A 22,188-nucleotide genomic window follows, 5' to 3' on the forward strand; every position below is an offset into this window, starting at 1 on the left:
GCGTACCTCTGCGCTTCCCTCCGCGTCCCTCTGCGTTAAAAAACAATCTCCTCCCTCATCCTCTCTTCCAGCACATCCAACAACCCATCCACATCCTTCCCAACTTCCTCAAAGCAAATCGGTGGCGCTGGTTCCGGTGCAAACTGAATTAACTTAATTTCCCCCTTCCCAATCCCAATCATCACAACTTCCACTTCCGGCTTGTGATTCTCCACAATTCCCAAAATTTCCTGAAGCCGATTTTCAACTCTAATATTTAAATTCTCTATCTGCTCTTTCGGACAATAAACAAAATGCGGCGTTGGTTGCAAATCAATACCAACAGTACCTTGACTGTCACCATTTGCTAACCACAATCCCCAAAACAGCGCCGCCAATTCCTGCTGATTTGCTTTCACAAATTTATCCAACTGGCGACGCCACTTAGTATCACCTGATTCTGGTTGACTATTACCAAAAAACATAAATAATTCGTAATTAAGACACAGACAATAGGCGCAACTTATCTCAAACCTGACTGTACACGCCAGAGGCCGGAATAAATACCGTCTTTCTCCAGCAGTTGCTCATGGGTTCCCGACTCTACTAATTTCCCATGTTCCATGACATAAATGCAATCGGCATTGCGGATAGTGGAAAGACGATGAGCGATCGCAATTGTAGTTCTATCTACTGTAATCCGTTCGAGCGATCGCTGGATTGCTGCTTCTGTCTCATTATCCACTGCTGAGGTAGCTTCATCTAAAATCAGAATGGGTGGATTTTTTAATACTGCACGAGCGATCGCAATCCGTTGTCTTTGTCCACCAGATAACTTTTGTCCTCTTTCCCCCACAATTGTCTCATAACCTTGGGGCAGATCAATAATAAAATCATGCGCCTCGGCTATCTTCGCCGCCGTGATAATTTCTTGCTCTGTATTCTCAAAGCTACCATAAGCAATATTCTCTGCTACAGTGCCATGAAATAGAAAGACATCTTGACTCACCAAACCAATACAACGGCGTAAATCTTTTAAATTCAAACTTTGCAAGTCAATGCCATCAAGAGTAATGCTTCCTGTTTGCACCTCGTATAACCGTAACAAAAGTTTAACTAAAGTGCTTTTACCAGAACCAGTTGAACCGACAATTGCAATGGTTTTTCCCGCCGGAATATCCAAAGACAGATTTTTAATTACTGGAAATCTATCTTTATAGGCAAAATAAACATTTTTAAATTGCACTTCACCGCGCACTTCATTTACAGGTAACGATACATTACCTGTATGAATAGCGATAGGAGTATCCAACAAATTCATGACTCGATTAGTAGAAGCCATTGCTCGTTGATATTGGTCAAATGTTTCGCCTAATCTAGTTAAAGGCCACAGCAATCGCTGGATTAAAAACACTAATACGCTGTAAGTACCTACAGACATTTTTCCAGAAACTGCTGCCATCCCGCCATATAAAAGTAATGCTGTGAAACCCACTAAAATTAGCATCCGAATTAATGGCACAAAAGCAGCAGAAAGAGTAATTGCTTTCGAGTTACTCCGGCGATAAGCTTCACTATCTAATTCCAGACGATAAGCTTCATAAGCTTCGGCGGTGAAACTTTTAATAGTAGTAATTCCGCTAATATTGTTTGACAAACGCGAATTGAGGAAACCTACTTTTTCGCGCACATCAGCGTAACGAGGTGCAAGTAGTCGTTGATAAGCAAAGGAACCCCAGAGGATAAATGGCATCGGTGATAAAGCCATCCATGCTACACTAGGAGCCAAAATGAAAAAAGCACCGCCAATAATTAGAACAGTTGCAGAAACTTGGATAATATCATTCGCTCCTCCATCCAAAAACCGCTCTAATTGGTTAATATCATCACTTAAGATAGACATTAAACCGCCAGTGCTGCGTTCTTCAAAATAAGCCAATTCCAACTCTTGCAAATGTTTGTATGCATCCAAACGCAAGTCATGCTGAATATTTTGAGCCAAATTCCGCCAAAGTCGAGCGTAGGCATACTCAAAAATAGATTCTAGTATCCAAATGATGACGGTGAGGAAGGAAATAATCAAAAATTGTTGAAAGACATCGCGTACCCCGAACTGGGCAATTATGGAATCCTGCTGCTTAACTACCACATCCACTGCGACGCCAATTAAGCCGGGTGGTGCCAAGTCGAAAAATTTATTGAGGGTAGAATAAGTAGTCGCCAGCCAAATTTGTTTACGATACTGGTGTCCATACTCAAGCAAGCGCTGGAGAGGATGCGTTGAATGTTTACGCCTTCTTGATGCCCGGAGAGATTTTAATACAGTAGCCACAGGTTTTTGCGGTTTATTTTAATATAACGAGAATTACTTTCACTATTAGGACTTTCCAACAAATTAGAAGGAATTGCTCTACTATTACCAGCGAATCTACTGTAATTTATTGGTGCGATCGCTCAATTGCCGCTTCTATTTTATTATCTACCGTGAAGGTCTTTACCAATGCCCCAAGTATTCCCAAGCGTATTCATCCTACTCGCCCAAAGGTTGATGTTTATTTTATAGGATTATGAAAAGAATATGAGCATATTTTATGGCAAAGTAAATGACTCCACCAGAAAACAAACCTAGTTTACCAGAGGTTCACCGCAGTATTAGAATCCCTAATAGCAAAGGCTTTTGGCGCAAGATGATGGCTTATACAGGGCCAGGATATCTGGTTTCAGTCGGATATATTGATCCTGGAAATTGGGCAACAGACATCGCTGGGGGGTCAAAATTTGGGTACACTCTGTTAACAGTGATCCTGTTGTCGAACCTGATGGCGGTATTACTCCAATCATTATGTGTACGTTTAGGAGTTGCTACAGGACGAGATTTGGCACAGGCTTGTCGGGACTATTTTAGCCGAAGGGTAAGCTTTTGTTTATGGGTACTGTGTGAAATTGCGATCGCAGCTTGCGATTTAGCAGAACTACTAGGAAGTGCGATCGCGCTACAACTTTTATTTGGTATTCCCTTAGTGTGGGGTGTTTGCATCACAGCACTAGATGTTCTGGTATTGTTATTTTTGCAACATAAAGGCTTTCGCTATACAGAAGCCCTGGTAATAATGCTGGTAGCAACAGTAGGCATCTGTTTTACAACAGAAATTCTGTTTTCCCGCCCTGATATGGGGGGAATTTTGTTAGGATATCTGCCTAAAAAAGATATTTTACAAAATTCAGAAATGCTCTACATCGCTATCGGTATTTTAGGGGCAACAGTGATGCCTCACAATTTATATTTACATTCCTCAATTGTCCAAACTCGTAATTGGCAACCTAATACTCAAAAAAGATGGGAAGCAATTAAGTTTGGCACAATTGATTCAACTTTTGCTTTATCACTAGCACTGTTTATAAATTCAGCAATTTTAATTGTATCTGCTGCCACATTTCATTTTTCTGGTAATCAGAATGTGGCAGAAATTCAAGATGCTTATAAATTACTTACACCATTATTAGGAGTTAGTGCTGCTAGTGCTGTTTTTGGCATTGCCTTACTTGCTTCTGGGCAAAGTTCAACGCTAACTGCAACTCTAGCAGGACAAATTGTTATGGAAGGCTTTTTGCAATTTCGCTTTCCGTCTTGGTTACGCCGTTTAATAACCCGTTTACTTGCTATTATTCCAGCGTTAATTACAATTATTGTTTTTGGTGAAAATAGTACAAGTAAGCTCATAGTTTTCAGCCAAGTTATCCTTAGTTTACAGTTACCCTTTGCAGTGATCCCATTGGTGATGTTTACGAGTAATCGCCGTTTGATGGGTGAGTTTGTAAATCCTTTGTGGTTAAAATCTTTAGCCTGGTTAATTGCTATTATTATCGTTGGCTTAAATGTTTGGTTGCTATTACAAAGTATCTTGGGATCTGGAGTTGAGGTTAAGTAATGTAAAATAATCCAGCACTGCTGAGTTAATAAAAGATTTGCTGAAAATATGAAAAACTTCACCTACACGGTTGCGATCGCTTGCTGTAGTATTAGCCTAAATGACTTTAAAGATCAACAAAAATGAGCATTATCGTCTTCGGCAGCATAAATATAGATTTGGTAGCAACAGCACCCCGCTTGCCAGTCGCCGGAGAAACATTGTTAGGAGAAGAATTTTTTAAGGTTTCAGGAGGCAAAGGAGCCAATCAAGCTGTAGCATTAGCAAAATTGGGAATTCCTACTCAAATGGTGGGGCGTGTAGGTGCAGACGATTTTGGTGGGGAACTTATTAACAATTTACAAGCATCTGGTGTGCAGATTGAGAATATTTTCGTGGATGAGACTGTTAGTTCTGGAGTCGCCATCATCGCCGTGAATCATGCTGGTGAAAATCAAATTATTGTAATTCCTGGCGCAAATGGTTGTATCAATCAAGAAGATGTAGAACGATTGTCTCATTTATTACCAGAAGCGACAGCACTGCTTTTACAATTAGAAATTCCGATTAATGCTGTGGTTGCAGCAGCTAAAGCCGCAAGAAAAACTAAAATAACGGTAATTCTCGACCCTGCACCCGCACAATCTAATTTGCCAGATGAACTTTACCCATTAGTGGACATTATTACACCAAATGAAGTTGAAGCAGCGCAATTAGTGGGTTTTGCTGTGGATGGAGAAGAACTTGCAGCCAAAGCAGCTGAAGTTTTATTACAACGAGGTGTGAAATGTGCGATCGTTAAACTGGGTGCTAAAGGTGTTTTTTGTGCCACTGCTGAGGAAAAGTTTTTTGTACCAGCGTTTCCAGTTCATGCAGTTGACACAGTAGCTGCTGGCGATGCTTTTAACGGCGGTTTGACGGCGGCACTTTTTGGAGGACTTTCTTTACATCAAGCAGTTGTTTGGGGTGCAGCAGCCGGTGCTTTGGCAACAACAAAACCAGGCGCACAAACTTCGTTACCCGATAGATTTACATTTGATACGTTTCTTAGGGAAACAGTTGGGAGTAGCTAAAGATAAGGGAGATGCATCTGTGAGGGATTAATAAGAAGCCCTCAATGTCAGATGAGGGCTTGGCATTTTGGAAGCATCCACTTTTAGCAAATCAGCTTTTTTAGACCAACCATATAGTAAGGTTTTTGGCATCAAACAATTATGTTTCTTCCAAAAGTGGATACTCGCAGCATTTTTTGCTATGGGACTCCGATTTGATTTTTGAAATCCATGTAAGGTGTGTTAGCGCAGAAAGTATAATACGATTTTGGGGTTTTGGCGCGTTATGCTCCACTAACACACTCTACAAGAATAGTTAAATTTATACATCGGCTCAATCCCTTCTAGCTACGAGCAAGGGTAATTTGGGCAGCGTCAAAGTCTTGTAGCCGAGTCATGTTTCCACTATTCTTATCTATGCTATATACAGCATTTGGTGTCTCATACCTCTGCGCTCCAAATGCTAGAAGTTGACCTGCTCTGGAGCAAACCAAGCTTTGTAAGCCATTATTCCATGCTCTACCATTAAGTTTCAATTGTGCCAATCGGATCGGGCTTTTTTGATTTGAGTCTAGCTGCACCAAAGTTGTATCGCCATTTAATCCAACTAAAGATGTATAGAGTTTTCCATCTGGACACTGTGCTAGATTACTGGCTCGCTCATCCTTCGGAAATTTAACCCTACTAATAGTACTGATTTCTCCTGTTTGAATGTCAATATCTACTAATATAATCGGCGGTGTACCGTTCTTTTTATTTACTAAACCGATGAGTCGCCCATCATTAGTCCCTAGCAAGCTTCCAAGCTGTTGATTTGGTTTAAGTCCTGAGATTGTCAAAGTTTTTACAGGCGTACTCAAAAATGTAATGCGAGTAGGTGTCGCCTGTTTCCTAGCAATGGTAACAGGAGTAGCGGCTACAACAAGTGTGCCATCGCTTAAAGAAGTGAAGCCACTCAATGTCTCATTAGTCTCTACTAAAGGTTTAACCTGATTGGAAGCTTGATTGGGAGACTGATTGACAACTACGCCATTCGTTAAAGAACCGAGGTTACTCAATATATCATCGACCTTTCCTAAAGCTGTATCAATCTGGGCAATTGTGCCATCGCTTAAAACAGAGAAGCTGGTCAATGTGTCATTAGACTGTACTAAAGCTGTACCGCTCTCGGCAAGTATTTGAGTAACTACTGGACTTAGAAGCTGAACCTTTCCTGTATTTAAGGCTTGCAAAATAAAGGAGTCTAAAACAAGTCCTAGCCCTAAAGGCTTAATATCTGTGGGTACAACGTTTGCGGTAATGCTATTTAATTCAGTGGTATCTACTTCTGGACTAACCGTTTGGTCTGTGCTGATGATAGAGCCAGAACCTATACCTACAATTTTGTAACTTGGTGTTTGCGCCAAGGTTTTGTTGCTTAGATAACTAAACCCCGATACTATAGTTCCACCAAGTACCAACTGGCCAAACTGCCGACGTGATAGCTTGAAGCTCATATTTCCCTTCCTAGAATTAATGACTTTTATTAAGTAGCAGTGTATTGAACGTAAACGGGTAAAGTTATGAGATTCGCGTCCAGGTTGCTACTGAGGGTGTTCCATTGTTGTCGCTAATAAAAAGCATGTACCAGCCTGGTACTGCTATGTTTCGATTAGTTGCTAGCGTGACATTTAGAGAAGTAGAGTTCCTAGAATTAATCCGCACATCCACTAACCTTTGTTCTGTATCGCAGGAATGAGTGGTTGCCATTGGTTTAATTAGACTAACCCATTTAATATTGCCAGCCTGAGGTGTTTGAATTGTAAATTGTTGTCCGTAGGTCAGTTTTTCAGGAGCGCTCTGAATAATTGGGCGCGATCGCGACATATACGCAGGACTGTAGATTTCTAATCGCAGTTCATTGATCCTTCGGTTAGGATTACCTCCTGCTGTGACGACTCTACCATCTGGTAGGAGCAAGGCCACTGAGTGATATACACGAGGGACATTTTGTTTAGCTACTACTGTCCAGGTATTTGTAGCTGGATTGTAGATTTCTGCTGGCAGCATTGATTGTCTTATGTCCTCCTCCATTTTGCTACCATTGCAAACAAATACTGTGCGATCAGGTAACAAAACTGCACTCAGATGCATTCGAGCATAGTTTAGAGGTTTTGCTGCTACATAAGTTGGGTTAGTAGCTTTTAAATCTACAATATTTACCCGGTTTGTTGCCGTATTACCACTACCCCCACCGAGAATCATCACTTTTTGGTCTTGTGCAGGTGGTAAAAGCACACTAGTAGCTTGATTTCCGAAGGCTGGGTCTTGCAGCCCTGGCACCACTTTTTCTGTAATGGATTCTGTGAATGTCCCTGGCAGGGTTAGTATAGTTGGCGCTACTCCATTGTTACCGCCCATCTGGGCACCTGAATAAAAAAGCTTTCCACCATCGAGTAGAAACAGATTTGCGTATGCCGGATAGGGACGAGTTGTTGGAAAAGCGTTCCAACCATTTGGAAAGTAATATGAATAAATTTCTGGTTGTTTGTTGAGCTTGCCATCTTTATCTGGCCCAGATATTGCAAAGACCCGACCGCTACCTAGTGTTAACAAAGTAGGATACCAGCGACCATTATTCATTGGTAGTATCTTGAACCATCTCTCGTTAATAGGATCAAATATCAGAGCAGCAGGTGAACCATAAAATGGGTCATAGCGCAAAGTTCCACCCGCAACCAATAACCCACCATCAGGTCGGAAGGAATGACCAGCGCAAAAAAGATCAATAGGCTGATTATTACTATCTAATGGAGCCTTTTGACTGGTAAAGGTTCCTTCGTTCACATCCCAAACTACACTGTCATAGGGAGTATTTAACCGACTGGGATCATTACCTGAACCGCAGAAAAAGAATATTTTACCAGTACGAAGTAAAGCGGCATGTATAGGCAGGATTGGAGCACTATACGGCAATACTTGCCATTTGTCTGTGGTAGTAGCCTGAGCGATGAAAGTCCCTAAATCCGTTTCCTCTAGAAGGTTAGGGTTGTTATGAGATTGAGTCACTTTATTTACAATTCTTCCTACGTAAGTTTTATGTTTTTGTTCTTCGTCTTAGTAACTGATTCCTAAAATTATATCTATACTTTGTAGGTTTTTCTAATGTTAAGATGTTATGTTTTTTATAACAAGATTAAGTAAATACCGATTTTTTATTAGTAATTACGCTGTCAATTTTACCTGCTAATGAGTATCTAATTAAGCCTTGCACTGTGTTTTTTCGGAAAGGATGAACCACACTTTTGAATTTAATGTGGATACCTTTCAGGGCTTGGCATTGAGCATCACTAGTTCAAAAATTGTGTTTTTGACCTTCGATTTGTAACTAGTTTTGAAAACTCAGGTGTTGTACATTTAATTTGCACAACTAAAGGGACAAAATGCCTACCCTACAAGAGATTGGTTTTTTAGAGGATGCAAATAAAAAAATTTTTAGGTTATTTTGTATTCAAAGAAAAAGAATAAGATAGAATTCAAATTACAAGTATAATACAACACTTAATACATAATTAATAAAATTTAGAGGATTGCAAGCGATCGCTAGGCTTTGCCTACGCAAATTTGAGACAATTAGCTGAGAGATTTTAGCCATGAGCATGATACAAAGTACAGCCAAAGCGTAGTAAAGTAAAGTAGTAAAGCTCAAAGTGGGTTGTAAAAGTCGAAACCTACTTAGTAGAAACAGTGGTAACGTCAATCGCTCTCAAAGCAAGATTGTCGTCATGAGCAACTCAACTCCAATGAATAACGAGAAAAATCTTTCTAAGAAAAAGGGCAGGACACTACCTCCCAAGCTGATCATCTGGCTGGGAAAGTTTGTCTGGACGACCATGTGGCGGATCATGATGTCAAAGCTGGCTCCTAGCAATCAGTCGGGAGCTTATGTTCGTCCTAATAGCCAGTTTCGGAAGTTCATTGGTACAGAAGCAGGTAATCCACACCCAGCAGCAGCAGGGCGCTACAAACTCTATGTTGGGCTGGGATGTCCTTGGGCGCACCGAACTCTAGTTGTGCGATCGCTCAAAAAACTCGAAGCGGTAATATCAGTATGTATTGTCTCTCCTTCTCCTCTTGAAGGCGGTTGGATATTCAATGAGGAAGAAGAAGGTTGTCGCACACTGGCTGAATTTTATCAGATGGCAGAACCTGGTTACAGTGGACGCTCTACAGTTCCAATATTATGGGATAACCAAACAAAAACCATCGTCAACAATGAGAGTTCAGAGATTATCGTCATGCTGAACTCTAAGTTTAACGAGTTCGCCAACAATCCCACGCTGGATCTTTATCCAGAAGCACTCAAAGAAAAGATTGACTGGTGGAATGAAAAGATTTATCACGCGGTAAATAATGGTGTGTATCGCTGCGGCTTTGCCCAAAGCCAAGAAGCATACAATCAAGCCTGTAATGAACTGTTTGCAACTCTCGATGAGATTGACATTGCATTACAAACTAGTCGATATCTGTGTGGGGATAATCTCACGCTAGCAGATGTCCGTTTATTCACAACGTTATTTCGGTTTGATAGTGCCTACTATGGCTTGTTTAAGTGCAATAGGCAGCGAATTCGAGACTATCAGAACTTGGGAGCTTATTTGCGTGATTTATATCAGCTTCCAGGTGTAGCTGACACCTGCGATGTAGAAAGTGTGAAGCGGGACTACTACGGGAACCTATTCCCACTCAACCCGGGCGGGATAATACCCGATGGGCCTGATATGTCTTATCTTTATCAACCATCTGGGCGCGATCGCATTGGTAAAATCAATGCTCCATAAGGTAGATTGAGAACTGATACCTCGATAGCTGCATTCTGGAGTTGATGAATCGTGAACCAGATTAATCGAGTTGCAATTGTCGGTGGAACTCATGGCAATGAATTTACAGGAGCCTACCTGATCCAAAAATTTTCTCAGTTTCCCAACTTGATTACTAGACAAAGTTTTGAGACAGTGACTCTGTTAGCAAATCCTAATGCTTTTGCGGCGGGGAGGCGATATCTTGAGAAAGATTTAAATCGTTCTTTTCTCAAGCAAGATTTACAAGATCCGACTCTGAGCAGTTACGAAGAATTGCAAGCTAAATCAATCCAGCAGACTCTAGCATCAAATAAAGATAAACAAGTAGATTTTATCTTAGACTTACACAGCAGTACAGCTAATATGGGTTTGACAATTATTTTGGTAAATAGTCATCCCTTAAACTTGAAATTGGCTGCTTATCTAAGCCAGATTAATCCTTTAGTTAGGGTTTATCGCTGCTCTTTTAAATCAATTGAAGAAAACCCATTTGTAATTTCTCTGTGTGAATTAGGCTTTGCGATCGAGGTTGGCCCTATTGCCCAAGGGCTTTTAAAAGCGACGTTATTCCAACAAACAGAAGAACTTGTTTATGCGGTTCTGGACTATTTAGAACGGTTTAACCAGAGGGAAATTCCATCAACTAACGAAACGTTGATTCTATATGACCATTTATCAGTTGTGGACTATCCAAAACAACAGGATGGCACAATCTTTGGAATGATTCATCCAGACCTTCAGGATAAGGATTATCAAGCCTTAAACCCAGGAGAACCAATTTTTATAACCTTTGACGATAAGACAATTCTTTATGAGGGAGCATCTACCGTTTGGCCAATTTTTATTAATGAGGCAGCTTATTACGAAAAGGGAATTGCAATGTGTTTCACCCGGAGGCAGCAAATAAATATCTAGATGTGCAGAGGATTTGTAGTATGCTCGCTTTTTCTTAAAAGTGATGATAAAAATTGAGCATCCAAATCATCAATTATTTATATATATAAAGCATTGCTAAAACTTACTTATATATATGTTTACATATTTCTTGGTTGTGATATATTGATGACCAGCAATTATATATCAGGGTAAAAAATTGTCCGAAAGGCTGATCAAGGCGAGATTAAAGGGGCGCTGAGTCGAAGTAGAAAACTTGATCGGTAAAACCCAAATATAACATTATATTTACGCTTAAAAATAATGAATATCAAGCGGCAAGGAAACAAACCAATAGCCAGTCTTTCTTTAGACTTGGATAATGTTTGGTCTTTTCTAAAAAATCAGGGCGCTCCAGGTTGGGAGACTTTTCCATCTTACTTGGATATTGCAGTCCCTCGTTTCTTAGATATTTTTCAGCAATGGGATTTGACAATCACAGTCTTCATTGTCGGTCAAGATGCAGCGCTAGAAAAGAACACCAAGGCATTACAAGCGATCGCTACTGCCGGTCACGAAATAGGAAATCATTCATTTTACCACGATCCTTGGCTACATCTCTATTCAGAGGATGAGATTGAAGAAGAGGTGGCCTTAGCCGAACAACATATCAAACGCGTCACTCATCACCATCCTATTGGCTTCCGGGGGCCTGGATACAGTTTTTCTCCTGCGGTATTGAAAGTCTTAGCACGACGAGGATATGAGTATGATGCTTCGACTTTTCCCACATTTTTGGGGCCTATCGCGCGAGCATATTATTTGATGACTTGTAAACTGAGCAAAGAAGAACGCAAGAAACGGGAAGCCCTTTTTGGTGGTTTCAAAGAGGGTTTACAGCCTCTAAAACCTTACCAGTGGAAGATGGGTAAGGATAGACTCACAGAAATTCCTGTTACCACCATGCCAATTTTCAAGGTGCCAATTCACTTTAGTTACATAATGTATCTGAGTACATTTTCTTCGGAAGTGGCATTACTCTACCTGCGAATTGCTCTGTGGCTGTGTAAACTGACGCGTGTACAGCCTTCTTTGCTATTCCATCCTACAGACTTTGTAAGTCAAGAAGATGTACCAGAGCTATCATTCTTCCCTGGAATGAGCCTTCCCACTTATAAAAAGCTGGCAATAGTCAACAAAAGTTTAGAACTTATATCCAGTCAGTTTAATGTTTTGACTGTTGGACAACACGCCAAATCCTTAGCCAGCGCTCGTCAACTGCCTGTATTAGTGCCTCAAAAAAGGTAAAAATATGAGCTATGGGATTGATAAGTTCAATTTGTATCCTTCATTACAAATAAAATTAACCTCGATCTATTTTTTAAAAGGAGAAAATAATGTTGGCAAAAAGATAAATTTATTTTTATAATAGTTCCCTATTCCAATGTCTTTATTAAAAACTTCTGGTGATATCCCTTCCCCAGAGGTTATTTTTTATTCGATGTTTAATCAGATTTTTTAATCGTTATCTAAGTTTGAATATCAGTAAATTATCTTAAACTAGCTGACATTTGCTAGCAAGTATGTGTAAAGTAATTGAGAGTGAATCACTATATCTAATTTTTGACACATCTATCTATGGTTAGAAAAACCCAACGTCTTTTGCTGCTAGTTGTTTGCTGTAGTATAACTGGTGTAATTTTAGGAGGTACTGCTGCTTGGGCAGAAAGCAGTCTCTGCCTAGAAGACAGTAAGCTTACAAGTGAGTGTCTAACGCAAGATCCAATCCAAAAAACTATCCAAGGAATGAGTACCGGATTGTTAGCTGGGGCTGGGGCCGCTTGCGGTGCAGCATGGCAGTTACGGCATGAAGATTGAGTTAGGAGTTAGGAATAGCTCTGTCAAGTTAGTTGTAACCATACCAAAATTCTTAATTAAGTAGTCATTGGTCATTGGTCACTTGTACTGAGCGACTAATGAGTAATGACTAATCACTCTCGCGTTGCGGTTTGATTTTTCCAAACGACCATTGGATTATCAATTGCATTGTTGATGGCTTATAGAGAATAATCAGAGATAAAGCAGCTCTGGCCTCTTCATGCGAGAGAATAAATATAAAATATGGCGATCGCAATCGATTTTGGTACTAGCAACACAGTCATTGCTCGTTGGAACCCTGTAACCCAACAGCCAGAAACCCTGGCTTTACCAGGTTTATCAATTAAACAAAGTCTTAATCCGCCACTGATTCCCAGCTTGGTTTATGTTGAAGACGCAACAAAAAATCAAGTCTTAATAGGGCAACAAGTACGCGATCGCGGTCTTGACCTCAAAGGCGAAACTCGATTTTTCCGCAGCTTCAAGCGGGGTATCGGTGCAGATATCCAAGGTTTCTTACCCGAACTAGATGGACAAATTGTCACCTTTGAGCAAGTAGGGCAATGGTTCCTCACCAAAGTAATTGAAGAACTAGCCCCCTTGGAAGGGGGGTTAGATTCTCTAGTATTAACTGTACCTGTAGACAGTTTTGAAGCTTATCGTCACTGGTTAGGGACAGTTTGTCAAGCCCTCCCTGTTGAACAAGTGCGGATGTTAGATGAACCCACAGCAGCCGCCTTGGGTTATGGCTTGGCAGATCAAGAAATTCTCTTGGTGATTGACTTTGGTGGGGGGACTTTGGATTTATCCCTTGTCCGGTTAGATCAAAGCGTGCAAGCAACCACAAAGCCGCTCGGATTTCTCCTCAAATGGGGTAATAAGTCCCTGGCTGAAGATTCAAAACAAAAAGTTAAAACTGCCCGTGTCTTAGCGAAAGCTGGGCAAAATTTGGGCGGTACTGATATTGATAATTGGTTGGTAGATTACTTTGCCAAAACTCAAGAATTGGCCATAAGTCCGTTGACAACAAGATTAGCAGAACGGGTAAAAATTCAGCTATCAACCCAAAACCAAGCTAGTGAAGTTTATTTTGATGATGAGACATTTGAAAGTTATGAACTGGAATTAAATCGCGATACTTTTGAGGATATTCTCAAAGAACATGCATTTTTTGAGTTACTAGATGAGTCGATGACAACACTGTTGCAGCAAGCAAGACGGCAAGGAATAGAACTTCCAGATATTAATGCAGTTTTGTTAGTTGGTGGGACAGTCCAATTACCAGCAGTGCAGACATGGATTAAACAGTATTTTGAGCCAGAAAAAATCCGTTGCGAACGTCCCTTTGAAGCGATCGCTCAAGGTGCATTACAGTTAGCACAAGGGATACAAATCAAAGACTTTCTGTATCATAGTTATGGTATCCGCTACTGGGATCGTCGCAATCAGCGTCACAAATGGCATTCTCTGATTAAAGCAGGACAAGCATACCCGATGAGCCAGCCAGTGGAATTAGTCTTAGGCGCTTCAGTGGAAAATCAGCCCAGCATTGAACTAATTATGGGAGAATTGGGAGCAGATACGGGTAGTACTGAAGTTTATTTTGATGGCGATCGCTTGATTACTCGCCGGATGGACAATAGTGAAACCAGTGTCAAACCTCTCAACGATCAAGAAGGCGCGAGGACAATTGCTCAACTCACACCAGCCGGATATCCTGGAAGCGATCGCATAAAAATTCTCTTTCAAGTTGATGAACAACGCTTTTTGCGAATTACCGTTGAAGACTTGTTAACGAATGATACGCTGTTGGAAAATCAACTTGTGGCACAGTTGAGTTAATTAATTAAAAGGATTTAAAAGTGGGATACCGCAACCGTCGAAATCCCGAATGTTGCGCGTTACTAAAGTCAATTGATGAATTTGAGCAGTAGCAGCAATCATCATATCTGCTTGGGTGTGTGTTTTCCCACTTAATCTTAGTTGACCTCGTAATTCCCCGGAACGCTTAGCAATTTCAATAGTGATAGGCAATACTTGACAGTTATTTTCCAAAAAGTTCTCGAACCATATTTGAATTCTAGGGTTAGGCTTGGATGTCAGTCCGTAAAATATTTCTTCAACAGTGATTGCACTCAGAACTATTGAAGAAACTCTTTCTGCCCATTTCAGTACACCAGAGTTAGGTTGCAGTCTTATTAATTCGCTGATAATGTTAGTGTCACAGAGAAAAGTCATCGATGGCATCAGCGAAAGGGTTTGGACGGTCTTGGCGGCAGGGTATTTCGAGGATATAATTTTCCTCAGTCGCTATCTGGCGTAATTCTTTGAAAGCATCAGCTAAAGAAATCTTTTCGCGTTGATTGCGCCACGTCAAAAATTCTTTAAACATCTCAGCTTCGACAACAACAGCCACCAGTTGATTGCGGTTGTAGATGAGTTGCGGTTCTTTAGTTACAGCATGAATCAGTTCGGAGAACCTCTGTTTCGCTTCTGCAATTCTCCAGTTCATTCTCCTACCTCTTTTATTCATAATCATGTCTATTATAGACATGATTTATATCTATAATTTATTTTTCGCCAGAGTAGTGATGTCTACGATGGGCTATTTCTAACCACTCATCTTTAACCATCCAAAAACTTGATTGACGGTTAATCCAAGTTGAATTTCTGGTAATACAGGCAAAAAATCTTCTCCCTGGAGTAACACTGGCTGCTGCTCTGGCAAAAATACTAAAATACTGAAATCATCAGGATCAAGAAACCATCCAAGGCGGCTACCATACTTTAGACAGTAGAGAATGTTGCCAATTACTTTGTTAGGTTTTTGTTCTGGCGAAAGAATCTCAATCGTCCAGTCTGGTGGAAGTTCAAAATTATCAGGTACTTCATTATCAACGGTGAACGGTATGCGTCCCCATTGAAATACAGCTACATCAGGTACAATTGAGCGATCGCCAAAACTACACCGTAATTCGGGAAATGCATAGGCAATTTTCTGATTCTCCGTGACTTCATTAATAACAGCACTGAGTTTGCCTTGCAAGCGGCTGTGTCTCCCTTTTGGCATTGGCTTAGGAATAATCTCACCGTTAATATATTCACTCGCAGGCTTTGTTTCTGGAAGCTTCAGAAATTCCTCCAGGGTTAGAGATTGAGTAGTTGAGTAGCTCATAGCTCCTAAATCCTAATGGAATGTGCTGTCACTTTAGCAAAACGATCGCTTTTATTGCCGCAGACGAAACTAATTCTTTTACTAGCTATTTTCCATCTTTAGCCAACTAAAAACTTGTTCTACTGTTATTTCTAGGTTAATTTCTTCTAAAACTTCTAAGCGATCGCTCTTTTGTAACAGCTTTGGTTGTTCACCCGCACGGAAAACCAAAATTGAGCGATCCGTTGGATCAATTAACCATCCTAATCGGCAACCATGCTGTAAGCAGTAAAGGATGTTGCCAATTACTCGGTTTGAACTCTGTTCTGGGGAGAGGATTTCAATTGTCCAATCTGGCCACAGCAAAAAATCGTTGGGAACTTCCCCATCAGCATCAAATGGAATTCGTGACCAGTTAAAAACCGATACATCAGGCACAATTGAGCGGATACCAAAGCTACAGCGCAACTCTGGGAATGCATAAGCAATTTTTTGGCTTTCTGCCACTTCGTTAATGGTATTGCAGAGTCTTAGCTGCAATCGACTATGCTTCCCTTTTGGCATTGGCTTAGGAATAATCTCGCCATTAATATATTCACTTGCAGGCTTTGTTTCTGGGAACTTTAGAAATTCCTCCAAGGTAAGTAGTTGAGTAGTTGAGTAGCTCATCGCTCCTAAATCCCTCGAAGATGTGTTTTTAGTCTAGCAGTATGTATAGACAGGTGCTTAACTCCGTGAACGCACCCATCCATACATTAAAGGCAGAATTGCAACTCTTAATTACAAATTATTTCCGCACCACTACTAAAGTTCCCGTTGAAGCCCATCTGTAAAGATTGCGAGCTTGCTTAACAGGTAAATTTACGCAACCGTGGCTAACTGGAGTCCCAAATCGGTTATGCCAGTAAGCACCGTGAATAGCATAACCTCTGTAGAAATACATTGTGTAAGGAACATCAGGAATATTGTAGTCCCTGCCTCGCATCCGGTGAGTACGATACTTAGAATTAATCCGAAATCTACCTATGGGTGTGGGGGTCGATCGCTTGCCTCCAGAAATGCGATATGAATAAACAAGTCTTTTACCTTCCCATGCACGTAAGCGTTGCTCTGACAAGTCAATTTCAATCCAGCGAGGTTGGGATGTTTGCCTGATATTAGATACAGTGATGCTGTTTTCATCTACTGACGCGGCTGTTGCTGTAGTAAAGTTGGGTGTACCTGCTAAAGGTGATGACCAAGAAAATAGAGTTGCCACCATCAGCGCCACGCCTGTACAAAAAGTTCCTGAAGAACGAATCCTATCACTGCGAATCCAAGATTGCATTATGCCTCACCTTCTAAACTACGCAAAAATTATGAAGTGAAGTAATTTTCTGGAAAACTACAAATTTCCAGATAAACTACTCGCTTCCTGTTGAGGATTTACGCAATTCATCCGCTAATGCTTTTTCAAAACAAGTCCTAAGCTAATCTACATCCAATTTGCACATTTACCATTTGTCCTTAATTAAATGATGAGTTCTAATTAATGACTAATGACTAATTACAAAGGACTCCTTTACAAAAAATCTGTCATTCAAATGCCTAAATACAAACTTTCCCACAATTTATATTTGCATTTTTAATTTCACACCACAATTGTCAGGATTTACGCTTATTTCCTTGGGCAAATCCTTAAATGCCCTCTTATATATTTTATTCCAAATTCAGTAATTTCGACTCCGAAGATTCCCAGCATAAAATATTGCTGGGAATCACTCAATTGTCTTGATTTGTTGTTATTAATTATTTTCTCTAAATTGCCTTTTGATTGCTTCACCTACTATTTCTGGATAACTACTGGTGTGCCTACGGATGCCCACTCAAATAGCCATTTAGCATGTTTAGGTGCGACATTTACACAGCCGTGGCTGACTGGAGTGCCAAACTTTTTATGCCAGTAAGCTCCGTGAATACCGTAATTACCCTGGTAAAACATTGCATAAGGAACGTTGGGAACATCGTAGTTTTCCCCCTGCATCCGTGTTTTTTTGAACTTGGATTGAATTTTAAAAGTACCAACAAGAGTAGGAGTACCTTTTTTGCCAGAAGAAATAGCACTTCCATAAACTACTCTGTCACCTTCCCAAGCTATTAACCGTTGCTTTGAAAGATCAATTTGAATCCAACGTTTATCTGATTGTTGTAATGTCTGGATTGTTTGGGCAATCACTTGATCTTTGGTATTCGCCCAAACTTCACTTGTTCCAGTAGTAGTAAAAACACTTAAAGACAGTGCTGTACCAGTAAGCAGTATTTTTAAGTGACGCACCCAGTCAGGATAAATTAGCTTTTTCATTTTAGATACACTCACACTCAAATTATGGGGTCTTGAGAAACTTATCAGTTTTCACTTTTGTCTCCCTATCTATTACTTTAATAGACGTGAATTTTTGGTATTTGATTCTAAGTTAACTTAACTGTTGTATCAACTTTCTTGCCCCAGATGCGATCGCCTCCCAATTTCCCTCTGTAACAAGCTTTTTGGGAAATAATTCCCCGCTCAAACCGACAGCGATCGCTCCGGCTTGCAAAAATTCTTTGGCATTTTCTAAAGTCACGCCGCCAGTAGGAATTAAGGGAATCTCACCTAGTGGCCCTTGCAAACTTTTAATATAATCTACCCCTCCCACTGCTTGTACGGGAAATACTTTTACACAACTAGCGCCCTGACTCCAAGCGGTAACAATTTCTGTAGGAGTCATAGCTCCTGGGATGATCGGCACATTTTTTTCTTGTGCTGCTTGAATCATTGCAGAGTCAACGTGGGGTGTGAAGAGGAATTGCGCCCCAGATGCGATCGCTTCTTCTAGCTGTTGCACATTGAATAGCGTACCAGTGCCAATAGTACAAGCTGGTAATTCTGAACGTAGTTGAGTGATTAATTCCCCAGCCTGTGAGCTATTCCAGGTAATCTCAATTAACTGCATTCCTCCAGACGCCACAGCTATTGCCATTTGCTGTCCCACTTCGATTTTAGGGGCGCGGATAACTGCGATCGCCCGATGTTTTTGCAATTGTGATAACCAAATTTGATTAGGCATTTTAACTGGAAATTAGGAATGGGGGATTAAGGATTATGGATTGGGCTAATACAAGCAAATTTTCCCATTCCCCAATACAAGCGTGACATAGTAACCGCGATCGGCTCTCAAACTTGCTTCTTGTATCAAGTTATGAGATATTAAAAACATCATTAAGTCTATCGAATTGCCGTAGTTTAAAATAAATACCTCAGCTTTTGGGGCTAAAGGAGTAATTAAAATGACAATTGCACGACAAAACCCAGCAGAATATTTACCAATTACCATTCATGATTCCAAAAGCATGGAAATAGTCAGCTTGTGGAAGCTTGTCCGGTTAGGTGCAGTACAAATAAACGGATTTTGGTGGCGGACTAAGGCATACGGAACGATACTAGGGGTTATTTTGCTAACCTTAGTGAGCCTGATTTTCCTAAGTATGCATTGGTCTTATCGTAGACTTTTCCCATTTTTCAGCCATCGAGTCATTGAAAATGAGGCAAGGGAGCAGGGAGCAGGGAGCAGAGGAGAAGGTTCCGATGCAATACCGTTCGGTTAAGGAATTTCTTGGTTGAGGCAGGCAGAAGGAGCAGGGGGAGAAAAGAATGGCTGAACAATACCCTCTTGCCTTAAGAGCCTCCCCTGCTTCCCCTGCTTATCCGAACCGTATTGGGTTGCGATGGGGATTTGACCTCTCCCTGTTCGAGAACCATTTAACAGAAGTGAGGGACGCAAAAATATGTTCCTCCTTCATTCCAAGGGACGGGGAAGGGTCATTTCCGCCTGCCCCCTTTCCCCTGCCTCCTCATTGAATAGGCTCGTCCTCTACATCGCCTAATTTTGTTTCCTTTACATTACTTTAGAAACAGTCTTTAAAAACTCAGCTTAATTCTTCTAGTAGAGGAGAGGCTAATTAAAAATGCATATACTGCAATTACCAAGCAATAGTTTGATAAGCCCCTAGTTGAAGACCTACTAGGAGCTTTTTTTTAATGAACTTTGGGAGTTTAAGTCCCCAGCAAGACAGTCAGCCCGTTTTGGAACGTGGATTTAGACCCCGACTCAAAACGTAATTGCTCTCTTCGTAGCGGGGCGTTCGCTTTTAGCGTCTCCAAGAGTTGCCCATTGCGTTAGCGTAGCGGGGCGTAGCCTATTGCGAATTGTTTTAATTGATTATCTAGCTCAATGGTGGTACATAGTAATAAAAATAGTTGTGATTAAACTCTTCCTTACGGTTATTAATGATTAATTCTGATGGTAGATGGAAGAAGAGATTAAAATTAATAATATGTATTTGTGAGTGAAAAACGTTTACCGAATTAATAACAATGAATATTCTTGCTTGGATTGTTTTAGGTCTAATTGCTGGTGCGATCGCTAAGGCTATTTACCCCGGTCATCAAGGTGGCGGTATTCTGGGAACAATCTTACTAGGAATCATCGGTGCTTTTGTTGGTGGTAGCTTAGGCGTATTCTTTAGTACAGGAACGTTAACTTTAGCAGCACCTACTCTTAGTATTCCTGGTATTGCGCTAGCAGTTCTTGGTGCAATTGTTGCAGTTTTCCTGTGGAACTTAATTACACGTAGCAGTGCTGTATAAAAGCAAGTTACGTAGAAGGAATGAGGGGAATTTAGGAAATTTATTTAACTATTCTCAATTAAATCCAGAAAATAGCGCCAGCCTGTAATCAAGGTGGTGCTATTTTTTGCATTATTGATAAATAAAATAAGAATATTGCGATCATAAAACCACTTGTATAATCTAATATCGTTTGGTTATGCCGAAAAAATAACTCCATCCCGCAAGTAGCGTGGAGTTCTTCATGTAATCATGAAAGCTGAAATTTGCGTTGATGCTCGTTGTCCACTGCGAATGGCTCCTTCCATATAGCCACAATATTCAACAGGAGCGGTATGTTCTCCTGCAAAAAGGACTCGTCCAGCAGAGTACGGTAAGTTAGAGCGCCAGGTTGTTAACTCTCTAGGAGCGAAATAGCAGTAAGATCCTCGTGACCAGGGATCAGCACTCCAGTCATGAGTTGCAGTTGCGATCGTTGTAGGAGCATTTGGGTTAAGGGCGGATACAGTTTGTTGTGCTAATTCAACGGCATGTCCAACAACATTTCGGCTAGGTGGCCCACTGCTTGTACAAGCAAGAATTCCCATTTCACCTGCCTGAGTTAAGGTAGATTCCCAGACCGTTTGATAAGGTGTTTCTCCTACGAATAATCCTAAACTGGATTGCTGCCAGAAACGGTTGGAGTATTGAAGTAAAGTCTTAACGGATGCCCCATAAGACAAGTGGGCGAGCGCTTCTCGTTGTGCATCTGTAAGCGGAACTTCAATAGACAAATGGCGCAAAACACTCCAGGGAATTGTAACAACAATCCAGTCAGCAAATACTTCAACCTGTCCCTGAAGGGTTTCTAAACTCACGGCAACGGTTTGTTCTTGCTGGCGAATCCGCCGAACTGGGGTGTTAAGATGGACGCGATCGCCTAAAAAGTTAGCAAATGCGGTTGCAAGTTGAGTACTGCCACCTCGAATTCGCAAATTGCGATCGCCCGAAGTTCCACTGTAAGCAAAAAAGCCAACTCCAATCGCCTCCGGCTCGACAGCATCTAGACCGTAGGATTGCTGACGAATAACTTTACAGGCAAAGGGATCAGTAGAGTGTGCGGTGAGCCACTCGGCTAAGGTTTGGGCAGGATCGGCTTGCTGTTTCAATAATTGATCTAACTGCTGATACAAATCATTTAAGGAAGCTTGCTGTTGAGCAGTCAGCGTTTTTTGAGTATATAAATTACCATCAATGTAATAGCAGAGGTCATCTGGGAACTTAAAAGCAGGCTCAAGCATGAGGTTGAATTGGGTAGTATAAGATATCAATGCTGTGTGGTTATCATCGACAAACTCTGCACCCAATTCGCCATGCTGTTCTGCTCCAAGAGATGCCGTTTGGACTCGTCCTCCAACTCGTTCGCGGGCTTCAAACACTTGCACATCAAAGCCAGCACGAACCAGTTCATAAGCAGCCGTTAGTCCCGCCAACCCAGCCCCAACTATAATTACTCGTTTACTCATAGGTTGTCCTTGAAAATTATTTACGCTGACCTACTTGTATTTCACTGGCGATCGCTGAAGAATTCAGAAGTCATATCATGTCCGCTTGATTGCTTATTAAACCCTAAGAACCCCACCCCGCCAAAGCTACGCTTTGTCCCTCCTCCCGAAGAGCGGGGAGGGGTGTAATGGCTGTGGTTAGCATAACTATTTATGCGGACATGATGTCAGCCGATTATTCAGACGTTCCTACGTCGGTTTTGGCTTTTTCGGTCAAAATTCATTCTTAATTCTGACTTCTGACTCCTGAATTCTGTTCTATAAAAATTTGATGCTAGTAGAGACGGTGCAATGCAACGTCTCTACAAAAGTGT

Annotated in this window: 22 protein-coding genes; 9 read left to right on the plus strand and 13 right to left on the minus strand. The window is 41.0% G+C overall.

Going from position 1 to position 22,188, the window contains the following annotated elements; all coding sequences use genetic code 11:
- Window positions 1-35 precede the first annotated feature (35 nt).
- Window positions 36-464 carry a hypothetical protein gene (locus tag RMY00_RS03865; RefSeq protein WP_109011699.1) on the minus strand — a complete coding sequence of 143 codons (429 nt, stop codon included), beginning with the start codon at window positions 462-464 and terminating at the stop codon, window positions 36-38.
- 38 nt (window positions 465-502) lie between these two features.
- Window positions 503-2,311 carry an ABC transporter ATP-binding protein gene (locus tag RMY00_RS03870; protein ID WP_322646279.1) on the minus strand — a complete coding sequence of 603 codons (1,809 nt, stop codon included), beginning with the start codon at window positions 2,309-2,311 and terminating at the stop codon, window positions 503-505.
- Window positions 2,312-2,582: 271 nt separating this feature from the next.
- On the opposite strand from RMY00_RS03870, the gene RMY00_RS03875 reads away from it, so the two are divergent.
- Window positions 2,583-3,908: an Nramp family divalent metal transporter gene (locus tag RMY00_RS03875; protein WP_322646280.1), complete on the plus strand. Its 1,326-nt coding sequence runs from the start codon at window positions 2,583-2,585 to the stop codon at window positions 3,906-3,908.
- Window positions 3,909-4,030: 122 nt separating this feature from the next.
- Window positions 4,031-4,960 carry a ribokinase gene (rbsK, locus tag RMY00_RS03880; RefSeq protein ID WP_322646281.1) on the plus strand — a complete coding sequence of 310 codons (930 nt, stop codon included), beginning with the start codon at window positions 4,031-4,033 and terminating at the stop codon, window positions 4,958-4,960.
- A 323-nt stretch (window positions 4,961-5,283) separates the two neighbouring features.
- On the opposite strand, the gene RMY00_RS03885 is transcribed toward rbsK, so the two are convergent.
- Window positions 5,284-6,435, minus strand: a complete 1,152-nt coding sequence (locus RMY00_RS03885; protein ID WP_322646282.1) for a hypothetical protein — start codon at window positions 6,433-6,435, stop codon at window positions 5,284-5,286.
- A gap of 64 nt (window positions 6,436-6,499) precedes the next feature.
- Window positions 6,500-7,987 (minus strand): galactose oxidase-like domain-containing protein, encoded by a 1,488-nt coding sequence (locus tag RMY00_RS03890; protein ID WP_322646283.1) that lies wholly within the window; start codon window positions 7,985-7,987, stop codon window positions 6,500-6,502.
- 734 nt (window positions 7,988-8,721) lie between these two features.
- Between RMY00_RS03890 and RMY00_RS03895 the strand changes: the two genes are divergently transcribed.
- The 5 genes from RMY00_RS03895 to RMY00_RS03915 all read left to right on the plus strand — a co-directional run bounded on the left by RMY00_RS03895 (window position 8,722) and on the right by RMY00_RS03915 (window position 14,373).
- Window positions 8,722-9,759, plus strand: a complete 1,038-nt coding sequence (locus RMY00_RS03895) for a glutathione S-transferase family protein (protein ID WP_416212031.1) — start codon at window positions 8,722-8,724, stop codon at window positions 9,757-9,759.
- A gap of 51 nt (window positions 9,760-9,810) precedes the next feature.
- Window positions 9,811-10,695, plus strand: coding sequence for an aspartoacylase (locus RMY00_RS03900; protein WP_322646285.1), 885 nt, complete (start codon window positions 9,811-9,813; stop codon window positions 10,693-10,695).
- 282 nt (window positions 10,696-10,977) lie between these two features.
- Entirely contained in the window at window positions 10,978-11,961 is a 984-nt protein-coding gene (locus RMY00_RS03905; RefSeq protein WP_322646286.1) for a polysaccharide deacetylase family protein, read from the plus strand.
- Window positions 11,962-12,291: 330 nt separating this feature from the next.
- On the plus strand, window positions 12,292-12,531 hold the full coding sequence (locus RMY00_RS03910) for a hypothetical protein (RefSeq protein ID WP_109011689.1): 240 nt from the start codon (window positions 12,292-12,294) through the stop codon (window positions 12,529-12,531).
- A 243-nt stretch (window positions 12,532-12,774) separates the two neighbouring features.
- The gene (locus RMY00_RS03915) at window positions 12,775-14,373 is read left to right on the plus strand and encodes an Hsp70 family protein (RefSeq protein ID WP_322646287.1); all 1,599 of its coding nucleotides are present in this window, start codon (window positions 12,775-12,777) and stop codon (window positions 14,371-14,373) included.
- Here the strand turns inward: RMY00_RS03915 and RMY00_RS03920 are convergent, their stop codons facing one another.
- The 7 genes from RMY00_RS03920 to RMY00_RS03950 form a co-directional block, all read right to left on the minus strand.
- Complete coding sequence (locus RMY00_RS03920; protein WP_322646288.1) at window positions 14,374-14,778, minus strand: type II toxin-antitoxin system VapC family toxin; 405 nt, start codon at window positions 14,776-14,778, stop codon at window positions 14,374-14,376. It lies immediately after the preceding gene.
- A complete protein-coding gene (locus tag RMY00_RS03925) occupies window positions 14,753-15,043 on the minus strand; it encodes a type II toxin-antitoxin system prevent-host-death family antitoxin (RefSeq protein WP_322646289.1) in 291 nt (96 codons plus the stop codon). The genes RMY00_RS03920 and RMY00_RS03925 overlap by 26 nt, the downstream gene beginning before the upstream one ends.
- 99 nt (window positions 15,044-15,142) lie before the next feature.
- Window positions 15,143-15,706, minus strand: a complete 564-nt coding sequence (locus tag RMY00_RS03930) for a Uma2 family endonuclease (RefSeq protein WP_322646290.1) — start codon at window positions 15,704-15,706, stop codon at window positions 15,143-15,145.
- Between the two features lie 81 nt (window positions 15,707-15,787).
- Window positions 15,788-16,354: a Uma2 family endonuclease gene (locus RMY00_RS03935; protein ID WP_322646291.1), complete on the minus strand. Its 567-nt coding sequence runs from the start codon at window positions 16,352-16,354 to the stop codon at window positions 15,788-15,790.
- A 118-nt stretch (window positions 16,355-16,472) separates the two neighbouring features.
- A complete protein-coding gene (locus RMY00_RS03940; RefSeq protein ID WP_322646292.1) occupies window positions 16,473-17,012 on the minus strand; it encodes a L,D-transpeptidase in 540 nt (179 codons plus the stop codon).
- 498 nt (window positions 17,013-17,510) lie between these two features.
- Window positions 17,511-18,026: a L,D-transpeptidase gene (locus RMY00_RS03945; protein ID WP_322646293.1), complete on the minus strand. Its 516-nt coding sequence runs from the start codon at window positions 18,024-18,026 to the stop codon at window positions 17,511-17,513.
- A 112-nt stretch (window positions 18,027-18,138) separates the two neighbouring features.
- On the minus strand, window positions 18,139-18,771 hold the full coding sequence (locus tag RMY00_RS03950) for a bifunctional 4-hydroxy-2-oxoglutarate aldolase/2-dehydro-3-deoxy-phosphogluconate aldolase (protein ID WP_322646294.1): 633 nt from the start codon (window positions 18,769-18,771) through the stop codon (window positions 18,139-18,141).
- A gap of 220 nt (window positions 18,772-18,991) precedes the next feature.
- Here RMY00_RS03950 and RMY00_RS03955 point away from each other — a divergent pair, with 220 nt between their 5' ends.
- Entirely contained in the window at window positions 18,992-19,309 is a 318-nt protein-coding gene (locus RMY00_RS03955) for a hypothetical protein (protein WP_322646295.1), read from the plus strand.
- Here RMY00_RS03955 and RMY00_RS03960 read toward each other — a convergent pair.
- Window positions 19,306-19,485, minus strand: coding sequence for a hypothetical protein (locus RMY00_RS03960; RefSeq protein ID WP_322646296.1), 180 nt, complete (start codon window positions 19,483-19,485; stop codon window positions 19,306-19,308). The genes RMY00_RS03955 and RMY00_RS03960 overlap by 4 nt on opposite strands.
- Before the next feature lie 593 nt (window positions 19,486-20,078).
- Here RMY00_RS03960 and RMY00_RS03965 point away from each other — a divergent pair.
- On the plus strand, window positions 20,079-20,351 hold the full coding sequence (locus RMY00_RS03965; RefSeq protein ID WP_322646297.1) for a GlsB/YeaQ/YmgE family stress response membrane protein: 273 nt from the start codon (window positions 20,079-20,081) through the stop codon (window positions 20,349-20,351).
- A 221-nt stretch (window positions 20,352-20,572) separates the two neighbouring features.
- Here RMY00_RS03965 and RMY00_RS03970 read toward each other — a convergent pair whose 3' ends face one another.
- Complete coding sequence (locus RMY00_RS03970; RefSeq protein ID WP_322646298.1) at window positions 20,573-21,835, minus strand: flavin monoamine oxidase family protein; 1,263 nt, start codon at window positions 21,833-21,835, stop codon at window positions 20,573-20,575.
- Window positions 21,836-22,188: the final 353 nt, after the last annotated feature.

The organism is Nostoc sp. ChiVER01 (assembly GCF_034531155.1).
Taxonomy (GTDB): domain Bacteria; phylum Cyanobacteriota; class Cyanobacteriia; order Cyanobacteriales; family Nostocaceae; genus Nostoc.